At 35.1% G+C, this 16192-nt stretch carries 16 protein-coding genes; 7 read left to right on the top strand and 9 right to left on the bottom strand.

Annotated elements, in window-relative coordinates; genetic code table 11:
• Window positions 1–4: 4 nt before the first annotated feature.
• The 4 genes from GTR01_RS04285 to GTR01_RS04270 form a co-directional block, all read right to left on the bottom strand.
• The gene (locus GTR01_RS04285; RefSeq protein ID WP_160136608.1) at window positions 5–2590 is read right to left on the bottom strand and encodes a zinc-dependent metalloprotease; all 2586 of its coding nucleotides are present in this window, start codon (window positions 2588–2590) and stop codon (window positions 5–7) included.
• A gap of 113 nt (window positions 2591–2703) precedes the next feature.
• Window positions 2704–4299: a histidine kinase gene (locus GTR01_RS04280; RefSeq protein ID WP_228452154.1), complete on the bottom strand. Its 1596-nt coding sequence runs from the start codon at window positions 4297–4299 to the stop codon at window positions 2704–2706.
• A 191-nt stretch (window positions 4300–4490) separates the two neighbouring features.
• Window positions 4491–5057 carry a cysteine hydrolase family protein gene (locus tag GTR01_RS04275; protein ID WP_160136607.1) on the bottom strand — a complete coding sequence of 189 codons (567 nt, stop codon included), beginning with the start codon at window positions 5055–5057 and terminating at the stop codon, window positions 4491–4493.
• Window positions 5058–5063: 6 nt separating this feature from the next.
• The gene (locus GTR01_RS04270; RefSeq protein WP_160136606.1) at window positions 5064–6008 is read right to left on the bottom strand and encodes an alpha/beta hydrolase; all 945 of its coding nucleotides are present in this window, start codon (window positions 6006–6008) and stop codon (window positions 5064–5066) included.
• Between the two features lie 145 nt (window positions 6009–6153).
• Between GTR01_RS04270 and GTR01_RS04265 the strand changes: the two genes are divergently transcribed.
• From GTR01_RS04265 to GTR01_RS04250, 4 genes are all read left to right on the top strand, one after another.
• Window positions 6154–6516, top strand: coding sequence for a winged helix-turn-helix transcriptional regulator (locus GTR01_RS04265; RefSeq protein ID WP_160136605.1), 363 nt, complete (start codon window positions 6154–6156; stop codon window positions 6514–6516).
• Window positions 6517–6672: 156 nt separating this feature from the next.
• Complete coding sequence (locus GTR01_RS04260) at window positions 6673–7848, top strand: thioredoxin family protein (RefSeq protein WP_160136604.1); 1176 nt, start codon at window positions 6673–6675, stop codon at window positions 7846–7848.
• An 8-nt stretch (window positions 7849–7856) separates the two neighbouring features.
• Window positions 7857–8486, top strand: coding sequence for a DUF3575 domain-containing protein (locus tag GTR01_RS04255; RefSeq protein WP_160136603.1), 630 nt, complete (start codon window positions 7857–7859; stop codon window positions 8484–8486).
• 4 nt (window positions 8487–8490) lie between these two features.
• Complete coding sequence (locus tag GTR01_RS04250; RefSeq protein ID WP_065398796.1) at window positions 8491–8697, top strand: hypothetical protein; 207 nt, start codon at window positions 8491–8493, stop codon at window positions 8695–8697.
• Window positions 8698–8839: 142 nt separating this feature from the next.
• Here GTR01_RS04250 and GTR01_RS04245 read toward each other — a convergent pair whose 3' ends face one another.
• Window positions 8840–10036, bottom strand: coding sequence for an exo-beta-N-acetylmuramidase NamZ domain-containing protein (locus GTR01_RS04245; RefSeq protein ID WP_160136602.1), 1197 nt, complete (start codon window positions 10034–10036; stop codon window positions 8840–8842).
• A 4-nt stretch (window positions 10037–10040) separates the two neighbouring features.
• Here GTR01_RS04245 and GTR01_RS04240 point away from each other — a divergent pair, with 4 nt between their 5' ends.
• Entirely contained in the window at window positions 10041–11270 is a 1230-nt protein-coding gene (locus GTR01_RS04240; RefSeq protein ID WP_160136601.1) for an ABC transporter permease, read from the top strand.
• Window positions 11271–11388: 118 nt separating this feature from the next.
• A complete protein-coding gene (locus GTR01_RS04235) occupies window positions 11389–12372 on the top strand; it encodes a PLP-dependent cysteine synthase family protein (RefSeq protein WP_160136600.1) in 984 nt (327 codons plus the stop codon).
• A 55-nt stretch (window positions 12373–12427) separates the two neighbouring features.
• Here the strand turns inward: GTR01_RS04235 and GTR01_RS04230 are convergent, their stop codons facing one another.
• The 3 genes from GTR01_RS04230 to GTR01_RS04220 are packed head-to-tail and all read right to left on the bottom strand — an operon-like array spanning window position 12428 to window position 14214.
• Window positions 12428–12955 (bottom strand): hypothetical protein, encoded by a 528-nt coding sequence (locus GTR01_RS04230; protein WP_160136599.1) that lies wholly within the window; start codon window positions 12953–12955, stop codon window positions 12428–12430.
• A gap of 35 nt (window positions 12956–12990) precedes the next feature.
• A complete protein-coding gene (locus GTR01_RS04225; RefSeq protein ID WP_160136598.1) occupies window positions 12991–13293 on the bottom strand; it encodes a chaperone modulator CbpM in 303 nt (100 codons plus the stop codon).
• Window positions 13294–13296: 3 nt separating this feature from the next.
• Window positions 13297–14214, bottom strand: coding sequence for a DnaJ C-terminal domain-containing protein (locus GTR01_RS04220; RefSeq protein WP_160136597.1), 918 nt, complete (start codon window positions 14212–14214; stop codon window positions 13297–13299).
• A gap of 93 nt (window positions 14215–14307) precedes the next feature.
• On the opposite strand from GTR01_RS04220, the gene GTR01_RS04215 reads away from it, so the two are divergent.
• Window positions 14308–15507, top strand: coding sequence for a dicarboxylate/amino acid:cation symporter (locus GTR01_RS04215; RefSeq protein WP_160136596.1), 1200 nt, complete (start codon window positions 14308–14310; stop codon window positions 15505–15507).
• Between the two features lie 20 nt (window positions 15508–15527).
• Here the strand turns inward: GTR01_RS04215 and GTR01_RS04210 are convergent, their stop codons facing one another.
• Window positions 15528–15911 carry a DUF779 domain-containing protein gene (locus GTR01_RS04210; RefSeq protein ID WP_160136595.1) on the bottom strand — a complete coding sequence of 128 codons (384 nt, stop codon included), beginning with the start codon at window positions 15909–15911 and terminating at the stop codon, window positions 15528–15530.
• Window positions 15912–16192: the final 281 nt, after the last annotated feature.

Raw genomic sequence — 16192 nt, 5'->3', positions numbered from 1 at the left:
CTGTTTATTTATTTAAAGCCTCTTCAATACGAATAATTAAATCTGTGTAATGTGCTCTTGAAGCGTCATCACCTCTGTATCTGGTTCCATTTAGGAAGTTCAGAACTTTTTGTAATTCTGCTCTTTTGTACGTCGTTACTTCAGATACTCTCTTCATGGATGAATAATTGATGTTTCTAAGGTTTTTACCTTCTTCATGATAGTTGCAGATCATTGGCATATTTAATGTCTGATCTGTTTTCAATGTTTTTACGGCTGTTTTTTCGAATAATTTGTTCACCGAAACAATCAATGCATCCACGTAGTTCTTCTGTGCCATTTTCTCAAGCATCGTAAGGCTTCCTTTCTTGTTAAAAATGGCTGTTCTTACCTGTTCAAATAAGTTTTCTACAGTATAGATTTTATCTTTTGAACCTGAAACTTCATGCTTCAACTCGTTCTCAAGGAGTCTAAGCAATCTGTCATCCATAAACAGGGAATAGATATTGGCATACTGCATTCCTCTGGCCAAGGTATATGGTGTCTGTTCAAATGGCCCCATTGGGGAGTTTTTCACCGAATATGTTTTCTCAGTAATTGGGTTAAAGAATAACCACTCCGGAAGATTGATCGAATTTTTAACCAGGTAATCAACCGCTCTTCTCTGGGTTTCAGCAGGAACTGCTTCATAGGCTTTTTTCTTATTTCCAAAAACCGTATTATTCAGATAAATTCCACCTACATTAGCCATTACATGCCCTGTATACAGATCCCATTGGCCAATAACGCCCATGTATAATCTTCCTGCATCTGTATAATCTTTACCGTCTTCATAAGTCCATTTTAAAAGATTATTGGCTACGACCTTAAGATTTTTCATTCCATATTCGCTGGCTTTCATCGCATCATCTCCTAAATCTTCCGATTGTGAACGCGGATCTATTGTTTCCAGATAGCTCTGTTGCTCACCATAGAAATATAAAGGATCGTCTTCATGCTTATCGATCAGATTTTTCAATGCTTTTTTCTCAACGAATTCATCCGGATACCAACGATATCCCCATTCAATAGCATATTTATCGTAAATTCCGATCTTTGGAGTGATGGCAGTAACACCATCTTCCGGCTGAGCTACATAATTGTAACGGGCATAATCCATGATAGACGGAGCGGTACCCCCCATTTTATCTGTAAACTCTTTTGAACGAAGTGATTCTACAGGGAATGCAAAAGAAGATCCCATATTGTGTTTCAATCCGAAAGTATGCCCCACTTCATGAGAGGATACAAAACGAATCGCTTCACCCATATATTCATCACTGAATTTATTTCCTCTTGCTCTAGCATCAATAGGCCCTATCTGAATTCTCATCCATTCCTGAAGAGAAGTCATTACATTGTGCCACCAGATGATATCCGCTTCGATGATTTCTCCACTTCTCGGATCTACTACAGATGGCCCCATCGCATTAGATTTAGGAGAAGCAGCATAGGTAATCACGGAATATCTTACATCATCAATATCAAAATCTTCATCTTTTTCATCCGGCATCTTAGCAATCACTGCATTCTTGAAACCTGCCTGTTCAAAAGCAACCTGCCAGTCATGAACACCTGCAATGATTTTCTCACGCCATTGTTTTGGTGTTGATGGATCTATATAATAAACAATCTGCTTTTTAGGTTCTACAAGCTCCCCTCTCAGATATTTTTCTTTATCTTCATCTTTAGGCTCTAAGTTCCAACGCGTAATGAAAAATTTCTCATCCATTTTCTGCTGCTGGTCATTAAAGAACCAATGCTTTTCGCTGAAAAACCCTACTCTAGCATCTGCAATCCTTGGTTTCATAGGAACTTTGGGAAGCAATACCAGGTTACTGGTTACTCCAAGTGTTACGGGTAAATCTACTCCGCCTTCATTTACTGAAGTACTTAGCTGAGATTTAACTACAAGATTTTCCGGAAATGTTTTTACTCCTTCAATAAAAGAAAGACTTGATTTTACTGATCCGCCAAGACCTACATTTGCCAAAACATCATTAAAGCTTTTCTGGTTTCCGTCGAAAACCTTGTTCACTTTAATAGCTACCGAAGTAGAATCATTGTTTTGAGCTTCAATGTCAAAAACTTCAATTACAGATTCTGAGAAGTTATCCTTCACAGATTTTGTAATAGCATCATTTTTAGGAGAAGACACCTTCGCTTCAGAAGTTCTTACCCATACCTTTTTAGCTACTTTATCTCTGTGAAAAGAAATGATCTTATTTTCATAGTTCATGCCTTTGTTCAAACCTGCCTCATTTACCTGCATAGGTACCTGAGATAGTTTGTTCACTACCAAAAACTGGCGTCCCATCAAGCTGTCAGGAATTTCAAAATAAAGATCTGTTTTTACCTGAATGGTATTGAAAATCCCTTTTTTGTAAGTTCCTTTCTTAATCAGTTCGTCAATTTTTTTTGTCTTCTTTGATGATGAAAGATCTGCTTTTTCAGTTTTGTCCTTGGTCGTTTTTACAGTATCTTTTTTCTGTGCAAGAACTGCCGGCGATGCCATAGCCAGTCCCAGATACAGTGCAAGCCTGTAATTCTTCATTAAAATAGTCCGATTCATTCCAAATAGTAAATATCTTAGTTTCAGCTGGCAAAGCTATAGGTATAGTGACTTATATTATATGTATTAGGGAGTGAAAGGTGATTATTCGGGAGTGAATGGATTTTTCCATTTTATTTCATTAATGGTAAAAAACATATAAAATATTCACCATCTACAGAAATATGAAGCGGATTTTCTCTAAAATACTCATAAACCTGATTCAAATAATCAATTCCGAATTTTTCTCCCTGAACAGCTTCCGTTTTGGGCTGATAAGTATTCTTTACGGTAATCCCACTCTCCTCTACCTCTATTGTAATTTCCAAAGGATGATCTATTGTTGCAATATTATGTTTTATAGCGTTTTCCGTTACGATCTGAAGAGATAAATAAGGAATTCGTTTTTCTAAACTTCCGGGATCTTTTATAATAAGTTGAAAATTCAGTTCTTCATCAAACCTGCTTTTCAAAAGCTCCATATATTTTTGAATAAAATCAATTTCCTTAGAAACGGATACAATATTTTCTTTTGGCGGAACAATGAGATATCTATAGATCTTGGAAAGATTCATCGTAAACTTCTGAGCGTTGTCTTTATTAATTCCAATCAGCATATATAAAGAGTTCAAAGAATTGAACAGGAAATGCGGATTGATATTATTTTTAAGTTGCTGAAGCTGATTAATTACATCCGCTTTATGCATTTTTTCATTTTCGATCAGCAACAGATTTTTTTCAGATTGTATCTTTTCTTTTTCCTTGTATGTGATACTTGTAGACCTTTGGAATAAAATAAAAACCGTTACAATCAGAAATAAAGCAGCCAAAAATATATAAACCGTATACGCTTTTACTTTATTTGTATTTTCATCTGTAATAAAATTGACATAGTTAACAACCGCATATCCATCGAAGTTTTCTGTTTTCAATGGTTTTATAAAGCGAGTGACTTCCATTCCTAAATACTCAGAGGCTGCAAGACCTTCGGTATATCCTGATTTTGCCTTACTGCATAAAGTATCTTTTGCTTGAATATCTGTAAAATTGAAAACATTTTTCCCGATATACTTTTTTTCTGGATGAGTGATACAAACTCCTTCCTTAGTAAAAACATAAGCATACGTATTAGAGCTTTTATCTACATTGGTAAAATATTGATGAAGATCATCTAAGCTTACCGTGGAACCATAATAAAGAATATTTTTTTCAGGCAATGCCAGAGAATCATAGCTGACCCAGAACATACTGTCTTTACGGCTTATTAAAAAATCTTTAAAATGACCGGAACCTGTATTTTTTATAGCAATGGATCCTTCTCTATTGTTTCTCTCTTTGAAAAGGCCAGATAGAGGATTATTGCTTTCATACTTTCCCGTTTTATTATTATCATAGTAATACCAGCTGTATGTTAAGAGATTTCTTTTTTTATTTAAATCATTTAAAACCAACGAATAATCTCTATAGTTTTTCAATCCGTCTTTTTGAATCAATTCACGAAGGAGGTACTGATAATCCTCAATATTCCTAAACTCACTTTCTACTGATTCATATTTTCTGAAGAACGTTTTTTTAGCAAAACCTTCATTATTTTTCCTGTTATCTTCAGCAATTAAATGACTTAAAACAGCAAAAGCCACTACTGCAATCAAGCAAGTGGATAAGGCAGCAACGTAAATAGATTTTTGGGATAAGGCGTGTTTAAAATTAATACTCAATTTCTTCTGCATTCTTATTATCACAAAAGAAAACCTGGCAATATGTGAAATAAAGCCTATAATTTACAATATCTTTTGTGGATAAATTATTAGTTTGCAAAGATATAACAAAGATTCTAGGACTATTGGGTGAAATAAATTTATCTTAAAAATTTCGATAAACAGAACTATAATTCAAGTAAAAATTCAATATAAAATACAATCTACAATTTTTTAAACAGTTCTTCAGCACTCAAAATGGAGGCAAATTCTTCATTCAAATTGGCTAATGCCATCAGATGAACCTGTTCTGCATTATATTTTTCTCCATGGATTCCCACTCTGTCAAAAGCTGCTGTAGCATCTGAAATAACATACGTTTCATACCCAAAGTTTCCTGCCATTCTTGCCGTTGTAGAAACACAATGGTTCGTTGTAATTCCTAAAATAACTACGGTATTTATATTTTGAGCATCTAATTTTTCTTTCAAATCAGTCCCTATAAAAGCACTGTTTACATTTTTTGTAATAATATATTCATCGCTTTGAGGTACCACATAATCATTAAATTCAAACCCCGGATCAGATTCATGCAATTTAGATTTAGGATTCGTTGAGCTATGTCGAATATGAAATATAGGCCAATTTAATTCCCTCCATTTTTTCAATATCGTCCCGCTTATTCTTTCTGCATCTTTATTATTTCTGTTTCCACCCCAATAGTTTTCGTCAAGAAATCCTTTTTGAATATCAATAAGAATCAAAGCTGTTTTTTTATCTTGTAGTTTCATTTGTTTTTATTTAAAAAGTCTGGTCATTAGGAATTTTTCATATTCATCTGTTAAAGAACAATTAAAGAGATCAAATACATGTACCGCTCTGGGAACTACCCACAGCTCGGTAGCAACTCCTGCCTGATATAAAAGCTGAGAAAATTCAATATCTTCATCTCGTAAAGGATCGAGCTCACAAGCTACAATTGTTGTATTAGGCAATGCAGAAAAGTCATGATAATGAGTCAAATCAGAGTAAGTAATACTTTGATCCTTATTTTCTTTTCCTAAAAAGTGTTGCCAGGCTATTTCAGCATATCTCCTGTTCCATAATGGTGAATCTATAAACTCTTCCATAGAAGGTGTATTCAATCTGTTATGAATCACTGGGTATAATAAAAACTGATGTTTTATATTGTTTATATTTTGATCTGCCGCCATTTGGGTTATTGCCGCTGCCAGGTGGCCGCCAGCACTGGCTCCCATTACTGTAATTTGTTCAGCATTTATTCCCAACTCGACTTCACCATTGTTTATGATCCATTTCAAGGCATCAAAACCATCTAAAACAGGTATAGGAAATTGATATTGAGGAGCCAGTCTGTAATCAACAGATATGATGGTAGTCTGTAATCCATTTGCTATTTCAAACATTTGGCTGTCCACCTGCTCCGGCACACCAAAAACATAACCACCACCATGAAAATAGATCAACGTTCTATCTTTATTAAATTCTTTTGGTTGATAGATATGTAGCCGTATATCATCTCCATCTATTGAGCTTGGGATAAAAATATCCTTCGTTATAATATGTTCAGGTTGTTTAAAAGGGTTATTCTTAGTAAACTCATTTCTTTCCTGCTGAATAATTTCAGGATTATTCAAAAACACATTTTCATCAATTTCTAATGAATATGGAACGCTTTCCATACTCTCTTTCAACTCCTTATTAATTCTGCTGTAATCCATATTTCTTTATTATAAAATTCAACAAATACCCCACAAAAACGGGATACTTCATCTATGTTTTCTATTTTTGTATACGAATTTAGTTCATCAATATTGAAGAATACAAACCTACAACAGATTGTGGGGAACGAACAAAAATGTAAGTATGAGTATTAAAGAATCATCTACCAATAACGAGAATAAAAAATCATTGGAATCCAGCTGTTCCGAAATATATGCTGTAAACCTGATCAGTGGAAGATGGATTCTTTCCATTTGTTATCATCTCAAACAAGAAAAATTAAGGTTCTTTGAACTAAAAAACAGAATTCCTAATATTTCTGAAAGAATGCTTACTCTACAACTAAAAAAAATGGAACAAGAAAATCTGGTTGTAAAAACGGTCTATGCAGAAGTTCCTCTTAGGGTAGAATATGAATTATCAGAAATAGGGAAAAAATTACTTCCGGTGCTTAGTCAACTGGAGATTTGGGGCAAGGAACATAAAGAATCTAAGAAAAAAAAGTAATCCCCCTATTCTAAATAGGATCATTTTTCATGAGTTTAAAAAATTATAATCAAAAAGGGGTAAGTCTTAAAATTAGTTAATATAACGATTCAACCTTCGGAATGCATCCTTTATATTTTGAAAATTATTTATCTTCGCTACAAATCTTATTTGAAAATGAAGAAGATCATCTCCGGGATATCTATTTTTTGCTCTATTGTCATCTCCGCTCAGGAGAGTATACAGTTTCAGGAACTGCCATTTAAAGAAATTATAGCCAAAGCCAAAAAAGAAAAGAAATTGGTTTTCATTGATGCTTACGCTTCCTGGTGTGGCCCTTGCAAAATGATGGAAAAAAATGTTTTTCCTCAGAAATCCGTGAGAGAATATTTCAATACCAACTTCATCAATGCAAGATTTGACATGGAAAAAGGAGAAGGTAGAGATCTTGCTTCTAAATTTGGGGTACGCTCTTACCCTACTTACCTTTTCCTGAACGGTGAAGGTGAGCTTGTTTCCAGAAACACAGGCTACATGGAAGAAAGTATGTTTGTAGCTATGGCTCAGGATATCAATTCACAAGGCAGTAAAAAAGGATCCCTCAAAGAAAGATTTGCTAATGGGGAAAAAGATCCTGAGTTTCTGATTAATATTATGAAACTTAACTCTGATACTGATTATGAGTTCGCTAAAAAAGCATCTGAAAGATATTTTGAAAATAAAAAAGCATCCGAACCTCTTACAAAGGATGAAATAGGACTAATGCTATTTTTCTTAAAATCAACAGAAGATTCTAATTATAAAGCTTTTGCTTCGAGAAAAGCTGAGATTATAAAATTCCTTCCTGAAGAAACCTACAATGAGTTTGACGCTCAGCTAAAGTTATCAAAAATTATGGAACAAGCTATTGATGACAAAAGTAAAAAGGTCAACGATGAGTACTTCATGAAAATGGCAGAACCATTAGTAGGAAAACAAGTGGCAACAACAAAACTCAATCAAATTAAGCTGAACTATTATGAGCGAAGTGCCAATTTTCCGGAATATGAAAAAGCAGCTTTGGATTACTATAAAGACGCAGAAAAATTTAATCCTGATGAGCTTTTAAGAGCAGCATGGGTATTTGTAGATCATGTAAAAACGCCATCTTCACTAAAGAAAGCAACTGAATGGGCTGAAAAGTCTGTGATGAGAGGTGAAAACTCTGAAAACACCTATATCCTTGGTAAACTTTACTTCTTAACCGGAAATAAAGAAATGGCAAAAAATTATGTTGAAATGTCTAAAAACATGGCAGTTCAGGCTAATAGAGACTCTAAGCTAGCAGAGGAATTATTACAACAAATAAAATAAACATATTGATGAAATACAGAGTATTAATGGCAGCTTTGGTATTTCTGAGTATAGGCTCTATAAAAGCTCAGGAACAGGAACAAAGCGAAGAGAAAAGTTTATATGTAAAAGGTAATGCTCTTTTTTTACCAATAGGGATTTTGAATTTGGGTATAGAAAAACAGATTAGCCCTAAATATACCCTTCAGGGAGATGTATTTATCTCCCCATGGAAGTCTTTTGCAGGACACGAATTACAGATTTACTCTGTTTCTGCTGAGGGAAGATATTATTTCAAAGAAGCTTTTAAACATTGGTATCTAGGTGCCAACATTTCTTTTGCGGCTTATAATGCACAGAAATGGAACTATTGGAATAGTAACGCTATTTCTACATCAGACAATGGAGATTCATTTGTGATCTCTAATCTCTATCAAAGAGGTTTTGCTATCATGTTGGGAGTTACAGGAGGGTATCAATTTCAATTATCTGAAAGATGGAATCTTGACCTTTATGCTACCATTGGAACTTCTCAAGGTTTTTATAAAGGGTACGACAGAACTACAGGAAAACGCTATGATGATGCAGAAAAATTAAATAAAAGCGGTGAAATTATGCCTTACCGAGGGGGAGTCATGATCTCCTATAAATTTAAATAATACAATGAAACCATTCGGAAAAAATCATATTATCATTTCAGTGATCACTTTTGTGATCCTTTTTTTAATGAATTATCTTGGAAATGATCTTCCAGACAAATTACAAAGAGCTTTATTAACTGCTTTTGCAGGTGTAGTCGGCTTAACAATCGGACTCTTTATATTAAATAAGGGTAAAAACGATAAAAATCCGCCTCAAAATTTTGATTAGTTAAAGGTTGGAAGTTGGGAAATACAAGGCTTGAAGTTACTTACAGTCGTACTACCACTCGATGATTTTTAAAAAGAATATAAGTCATCTTTTTTGACCTTCATAACTTCCAGCTTCCCGCCTCAAAACCTCCAGCCCTTTATTAATCTTCATACACGACGTACTGCGTTCTTATCTTTTCAAAATCTTCAAGACCCTTTTTCCATGAAGCTTTAATTTCCGGAATTGATTTTCCTGCAATAATCTGCTTTCTGAACTCATCCGTTCCCGAAAGAGTATCAAACCATAAGTTCTTCAAAAAGAAATCCAACTGAGGATTTTTGTAGTTTTGATAAGCTTTGATAACCCATTCAAGGTTCAGTTCTCTTAAATCCTTAGGATAATTAGACAAATCTTCGCCATAACATAACTTCCCATTCAGGAATGGATCTTTAGCACCATAACTTGGCTTAGGAGTAAACTGATAAGGCAAACTTTCAGTCCATGGCGAGCCATATATCTGAAAAGGCTGATCTGTACCTCTTCCTACAGAAACCTGAGTTCCTTCAAAAAAACACAAACTTGGATATAAATTAATCGCTTTATCATTAGGTAGATTGGGTGATGGCTTATCCAATATCGGGTAACGTTGTTTTTTATGGTAATTCTTCATTGGGATCAAAGTATATTTCGCCTGAACTCCATTTTTCAGCCATTTTTCTCCATTTACCATTTTTCCATACTCACCAATCGTTAATCCATACACTACCGGAACTTCATGCATTCCTACGAAACTTGCCCATTTCTTTTTCAAAACCGGGCCATCAGTATATCCATCATGTGGATTGGGACGATCCAGAACCATTACTTCAACATTATTTTCAGCACCAGCTTCCATAAGATAAGTTAAAGTAGAAATATAAGTATAGAATCTTACTCCTACATCCTGAATATCAAAAACTACAAGGTCAATTCCTGCTAATTGTTCTGGTTTTGGTTTTTTATTGCTCGCATACAAAGAAATAATGGGAATTCCAGTCTTTACATCTATTCCATTTTTCACTTTTGCTCCTGCATCAGCATCTCCTCTAAAACCATGTTCAGGGGCAAAAATAGCCTTGATGTTTACTCCATTTTTCACTAAAAAATCTACCAAATGTGTTCTATCACTCATTAATCCGGTCTGATTGGTTACAATACCAATCGTTTTATTTTTTAATAAAGGTAAATAAAGCTCAGGTTGGTCTGCACCTGTTTTAAAATCCGTTTGAACTTGAGTTTGGGAATAATATTGGTTGAATACTCCTAAAAAAATTAGGCAAATCAGAAGTAAATTTTTAATTTTGAAATCTAAATTCATAAGCTTGAAGTTTCCTTTATATTTCTCTAGAAAAATAGCATTTTCCAAAGATAACAAAAATAACCTTTCAAGGGTTATTATCTTCATTGGCAGGCTTTCCGTAGCATTGGGAATCATTGTTTCCCTAATTACCGTAGCCACCGGATTCGGTTCTAAAAAAGCTATTAAGGAGAGACTGGCAGATTTCAGTGGACATATCACTGTAAGATCTACCCGATCCAATTCTTCCTATAACACTTCCGTTTTGGATAACCAAGGGTTGAATGTTGCTAAAATTAAAGAACTTCCAGATGTAGAAAGCATCCAAAAGTATGTAACGGTTACCGGCATTATGCGTAATGAACATAATTTTGCAGGTATTATATTTAAAGGAATAGGAAAAGATTTTGACAGTTTAAGGTTTAAAAAATTCCTTATTGCCGGAACTACTCCTAAAGTAACAGAAGTAGGCTTTAACAATGATGTTGCCGTTTCCCAAAAAATAGCGAATGACCTTCACCTTAAAGTCAATGATAGTATCGTTACTGTTTTCTTAAAAGCAGATCAAAAGCCTCTTTACCGTAAATTTAAAATTATTGGAATTTATAGAACAGATATCAAGCTCATTGATGAACAATTTGTGATTGGCGGAATTAATCATGCAAGAAAAATTCAGGATATGAAACCTGATGAGATCGGTGGAATTGATATTTTCTTGAAGAATGTAAATGATATAGACAAAGATTTTCCAGAAATTGAAAAACTGATCGGTTATAAAAACTATGCTGAAAAAGCCACTGAGAAATTCCCACAAATTACAGACTGGATCAGTATCTTTGATACCAATATTGCTCTCATCATTATCATCATGCTGATTGTAGTGGTTATTAATATCATTATGGTTCTTCTGATCCTTATCATTGAAAGAACAAACTCCATCGGTTTGCTTAAAACTTTAGGAGCCAGCAATGCACAGATCAGAGCAACTTTTATCAACTATACCCTTATCATTATGATTCCTGGTCTTCTATACGGAAATGCCATCGGGTTAGGATTAATTCTTATTCAAAAATTCTTTGGAGTTATTAAACTTAATCCTGAAAATTATTACGTAAGTACAGTTCCGGTAGATCTTAATCCGATTGCTATTGCTTCCATTTCGTTAGGAATTTTAGCGATATCTGCTCTTGCTTTAATTATTCCGAGTTATCTGATCAGTAAGATTTCTCCAGTGAAGGCCATTAAGTATAACTAACCTTAGTATACGGTTTAAAAATCAAACTTTGAATCATCTGCTTTTAAGCTTTAATCGCGCACGATCTCAGTATAGATAATTTTAAAAGCCTTATCTTTGCAGCGCTTATAAAACATTTATGAAATACGCAAAAAATATCCTTGAAACTATAGGAAACACACCATTGGTAAAACTTAACAATGTCCTGGGTGAAGATTTTCCAGCATTAGTTTTAGCAAAAGTAGAGACATTCAACCCTGGAAACTCTGTGAAGGACAGAATGGCTCTTAAAATGATCGAAGATGCCGAAAAAGACGGCAGATTAAAACCTGGAGGAACCATCATTGAAGGAACTTCAGGAAATACAGGAATGGGATTAGCACTGGCTGCAATCATCAAAGGTTACAAATGTATTTTCGTGACCAATTCCAAGCAATCTAAAGAAAAGTGCGATATCCTTCGTGCTGTAGGAGCAGAGGTAATTGTTTGCCCTACCGATGTAAAACCTACAGACCCACGTTCTTATTACTCAGTATCTAAAAGGCTGGCTAAGGAAACAGAGAACGGATGGTATGTAAACCAATATGACAATTTATCCAACAGAACAGCTCACTATGAGTCTACTGCACCTGAGATCTGGGAACAGACTGAAGGACAACTGACTCACTTTGTAGCAGGAGCAGGAACAGGAGGTACCATTACAGGATGTGGAACATTTTTCAAAGAAAAAAATAAAAATATTAAAGTAATCGGAGTGGATACTTACGGTTCTATTCTTAAAGAATTCCACGAAACCGGAGAATTACACTACGATCACGCTTATACCTATATTACGGAAGGAATTGGTGAAGATATCATTCCGGAAAACTATGACATGTCTGTTATTGATCACTTTGAGAAAGTGACTGACAAAGACGGAGCGATCTATGCAAGAAAACTAGCTAAAGAAGAAGGAATTTTCTGTGGATATTCTGCAGGAAGTGCTATTGCATCATTGGTACAGATGAAAGATCAGTTTACGAAAGATGATGTTATCGTAGTATTACTTCATGACCATGGTTCAAGATATGTAGGAAAGATCTACAATGATGAGTGGATGAAGGAAATGGGTTGGCTGGACTAAGCAAGAATACAACACTATAAAACAAAAAATCAGAGCATTTTGCTCTGATTTTTTTTTATGATTGAATATGATCTTTTAAAATAGTTTTGAGTAAAGAATAGTCTCTTTCGCTCATTGATTTTCTGGGAAACATATAATTATATTTTCCTTCAAGAGAAATGAAATCGTGATGACTGTCAAAAAAAGTAAAGTCTTTCCATTCGCTGGTTTCTTTTTCACCATCAATATTGACTGTAAAAAAATTCTGATCGAATCTGATTTCATACACCTTACACTTTTCGAGTGTATTCAGATAACGATTCACCTGTTTTTTCCATCTTGAAACTTTATTAACGCTTACAGACAAGTAAACAGCACAAAGCAACAAAATAAAGCTAAAAAAATATAAAATACCTTGGCTCTCTTTACTGAAGTTATCTTTCAAAAGAAATGCAATCAGTAAAATAACAGCAGCAGCAATCGTCGTTATTGTTTTACTTTTAGTGGTAGGAGAAAACAGCAGGCTATTCTGATTCCCACTAAAATAAATATCTTCAAAATTCTTTCTCTCAGGTTTTAATGTAATTACCTTTTCCTCGCTCATAATACACAGTTGCTTTAAAAAGCTACAAAACTAAGCTAAATATCTTCATATTGATCACTGATCGCAGAAAGTTTATTCATCAGCTCCCGGTTTCTACGTTTTAAAGCCTCTAATTTTTTCAGCATATTATGGATGACTTCCAACCCCGGAAGGTTGATTTCAAGATCATAATGCCAGTTGGCAAATTTTTCCAGATCCGGCAGATCTTCATACATCAAATAATGAGTCTCATTTTCAATCTGTATATTCAGCAGACCATATTCTACAAGGTCATCAAAAAAAGTGATTTCGATATTGTATATTCTTACGAGTTCTTCTCGTGATATTCTTTCACTCATAGCCTAGGAATTTTTAAGTTGTTCAAAAAGTTCTTTCTGCTTTTCGGTAAGGTTGGTAGGCAGTTTCACTTCGTAGGTTACAAAAAGATCGCCATGTTCTCCATCTTTCTTATACACAGGAAAACCTTTTCCTTTTAGTCTTACGGTTAACCCGCTTTGAGTTTCCGGTTTCACTTTAAGATTGACACTTCCATTCAGTGTATTCACTTTTACATCTCCTCCTAAAACAGCAGTATACAAATCAATAGAAACTTTTGTTTTAAGATCATCCCCTATTCTTTCGAAATCAGGATCAACAGGAATATTAAAAGTAATGTAAAGATCACCGCTTGGGCCTCCATTTACGCCCGGATTTCCATGCCCTTTTAATTTGATTTTTTGACCATCATACACCCCGGCAGGAATGGTGATTCTTACTTTCTTTCCATTAATTTCAAAAGTTTGCGGATGAGTGATCGCTGCATCTCTTAAATTCAGGTTCAGTTCTGCCTGTACATCCTGACCTTTAAACTTTCCTGAAGCTCTTCCTCTTGAACTTTTACCAAAACCTCCTGTCCCGCCAAACATATTTTGGAAGAAATCGGAAAAATCTTCTCCTTCGCCAAAATCAGCTCCAGAGAAACCGCCACCGTAATCTTGTTGCTGATATTGTCTTTGTTGTTGCTGTTGTTGCTGAGCTTTTTCATATTCATCACCATGCTTCCAATGTTCTCCATACTTATCATATTTCGCACGATTTTCGGCATTACTGAGCACTTCATTGGCTTCGTTCAGCTCTTTGAATTTTCTTTCAGACTCTTTATCATCGGGATTAAGATCCGGATGCAGCTTTCTGGCCAATTTCCGATAAGCCTTTTTGATATCATCTTGAGTTGCGCTTTTATCTACACCTAAAATTTTATAATAATCTATATAAGCCATAAAAACGATGTTTACTCAAATTTATGAAATTTAGGTCTGAAAATTGCATAGCAGAGTGTTAAAAATAAACTTATCTTTGATAAAAACCACCACATGAAAGAGGTACTGAAAAACTATTCCGGGATCATATTTTTACTCCTGGGAATCACAATCGGAAGCATTATAGGAATTGTTGCACCGGGTTTTGTGGAATACATTAAGCCTTTGGGGGATATCTTCCTGAATCTTCTCTTTGTAAGTGTAGTTCCTCTGGTATTCTTTGCTGTATCTAATTCTATTGCCTCTTTGGAGCAGCAATCAAAATTTGGAAAGATCATTCTGATAATGGCTCTTACCTTTCTGTTTTTCATTCTGACAGCTGCTATTTTTACGATTTGTGCGGTGTATTTATTTCCGGTTTCAGGGGTTTCAGGGAGTTCTGAAATGGTAACAGAGGCTGCGAATGATGAAAGCTGGGGAAATAGGATTGTAAGTTTCTTTACAGTAGGAGAATTTACAGCACTTTTTTCCAGACAGAATATGTTGGCACTGCTTATTTTTGCTTTTATGACGGGATTTGCTGCCAGAAAAACAGGAGAAGCAGGACAGCCTTTCAGGGTATTTATTGCTTCAGGATATGAAGTGATGAAAGAACTTCTTTTACTGGTGATGAAAATGGCACCTATTGGTTTAGGAGCTTATTTTGCTTATCAGGTAGCGACATTAGGGCCACAACTTTTTGGATTTTATGCTAAACCTTTAGGGTTATATTATGTTGCCGGAATTATCTATTTCCTTGTTTTCTTTTCCATCTATGCATTTATGGCAAGCGGGCAGAAAGGTGTAAAAAGTTTCTGGACTAATGCTATCTACCCTACTCTTACTGCTATAAGTACCTGCAGCAGCTTTGCTACAATGCCTGCCAACCTACAAGCAGCATCCAAAATCGGAATTCCCAATTCGATTGCCAATCTGGTGATTCCTATTGGAACTACATTGCATAAAAATGGATCTTCCATGTCCTCTATTATCAAAATCTATGTAGCCTTTTTAATTATTGGTAAAGACTTTTTTGATCCTGCCAATTTATTATTAGCTCTAGGAATCACGGTTTTTGTAAGTATTGTAGCTGGAGGAATCCCGAATGGGGGTTATATTGGAGAAATGCTGATGATCTCAGTGTATAAATTACCTCAGGAAGCTATTCCTGCTGTAATGATTATCGGAACCCTGGTTGATCCTTTGGCTACAGTTCTCAACTCTGTGGGAGATGTGGTCGCTGCCATGTTTGTCAGTCGGTTTGTAAAGGACTGATTTTACTAAATTTTTAACGTTTATTCGCTTCTTTTTACAGGCTCCAGATTTTCATATTCTTCGGGAGTAAAAAGTCTGTATTGTACTTTGAATGTTTTTCCTAGGGGAGTTTCTAATGAGAAGCCTCCTGGCCCGAAACCATCTGTAACGTCTAATGTAAAATGCGAGTACTTCCAGTATTCAAATAGATCGCGGTCTATCCAGAATTCATATCCGTTAATGGTTCCGATCATTGCATCATTCATTCTTGGGAAAAAACCTCCTTTTTCGAAACATTGCGGCTGGGTTCCTTCACAGCAGCCTCCTGCCTGATAGAACATTAATGCGCCATATTTTTCTTCAAGTTCACGGATGACCTCAAGAGCTTTTTCTGTTGCGGAAAGTCTTCCTATTGGTGTTGCCATTTATCATTTCTTTTATTTGAATTTCTTAAATTCTACAACCAGAATAACAGATTGATGGTATATCTTCTTTTCTGCTATCTATCTAAAAAGTCCGGCAAATATAATTTGCCGGACATAACTCATCATGTTTTAATTTGAGTCCTTGATTCTGTCATTGAAAGTCTTCATCTTTTAGCAAATTCGGGTTTCCCCAATTTTATTTTTAAACTCCGAAAATCCGTATATGACTTCTATTTTATGCGTGAGGGATAGTAAGGGCGGCGAGGAACGAGCCGGTGCGC

The organism is Chryseobacterium sp. c4a (assembly GCF_009900745.1).
Taxonomy (GTDB): Bacteria; Bacteroidota; Bacteroidia; order Flavobacteriales; family Weeksellaceae; genus Chryseobacterium.
This window is presented reverse-complemented; position numbering and strand designations above follow the sequence as displayed.

Coding starts and splice junctions, on each gene's coding strand:
- GTR01_RS04275 (WP_160136607.1), bottom strand. CDS start 5,057: ATGAAACTACAAGATAAAAAAACAGCTTTGATTCTTATTGATATTCAA.
- GTR01_RS04265 (WP_160136605.1), top strand. CDS start 6,154: ATGAGTATTAAAGAATCATCTACCAATAACGAGAATAAAAAATCATTG.
- GTR01_RS04245 (WP_160136602.1), bottom strand. CDS start 10,036: ATGAATTTAGATTTCAAAATTAAAAATTTACTTCTGATTTGCCTAATT.
- GTR01_RS04280 (WP_228452154.1), bottom strand. CDS start 4,299: ATGCAGAAGAAATTGAGTATTAATTTTAAACACGCCTTATCCCAAAAA.
- GTR01_RS04220 (WP_160136597.1), bottom strand. CDS start 14,214: ATGGCTTATATAGATTATTATAAAATTTTAGGTGTAGATAAAAGCGCA.
- GTR01_RS04255 (WP_160136603.1), top strand. CDS start 7,857: ATGAAATACAGAGTATTAATGGCAGCTTTGGTATTTCTGAGTATAGGC.
- GTR01_RS04250 (WP_065398796.1), top strand. CDS start 8,491: ATGAAACCATTCGGAAAAAATCATATTATCATTTCAGTGATCACTTTT.
- GTR01_RS04225 (WP_160136598.1), bottom strand. CDS start 13,293: ATGAGTGAAAGAATATCACGAGAAGAACTCGTAAGAATATACAATATC.
- GTR01_RS04210 (WP_160136595.1), bottom strand. CDS start 15,911: ATGGCAACACCAATAGGAAGACTTTCCGCAACAGAAAAAGCTCTTGAG.
- GTR01_RS04270 (WP_160136606.1), bottom strand. CDS start 6,008: ATGGATTACAGCAGAATTAATAAGGAGTTGAAAGAGAGTATGGAAAGC.
- GTR01_RS04285 (WP_160136608.1), bottom strand. CDS start 2,590: ATGAATCGGACTATTTTAATGAAGAATTACAGGCTTGCACTGTATCTG.
- GTR01_RS04230 (WP_160136599.1), bottom strand. CDS start 12,955: ATGAGCGAGGAAAAGGTAATTACATTAAAACCTGAGAGAAAGAATTTT.
- GTR01_RS04260 (WP_160136604.1), top strand. CDS start 6,673: ATGAAGAAGATCATCTCCGGGATATCTATTTTTTGCTCTATTGTCATC.
- GTR01_RS04215 (WP_160136596.1), top strand. CDS start 14,308: ATGAAAGAGGTACTGAAAAACTATTCCGGGATCATATTTTTACTCCTG.
- GTR01_RS04235 (WP_160136600.1), top strand. CDS start 11,389: ATGAAATACGCAAAAAATATCCTTGAAACTATAGGAAACACACCATTG.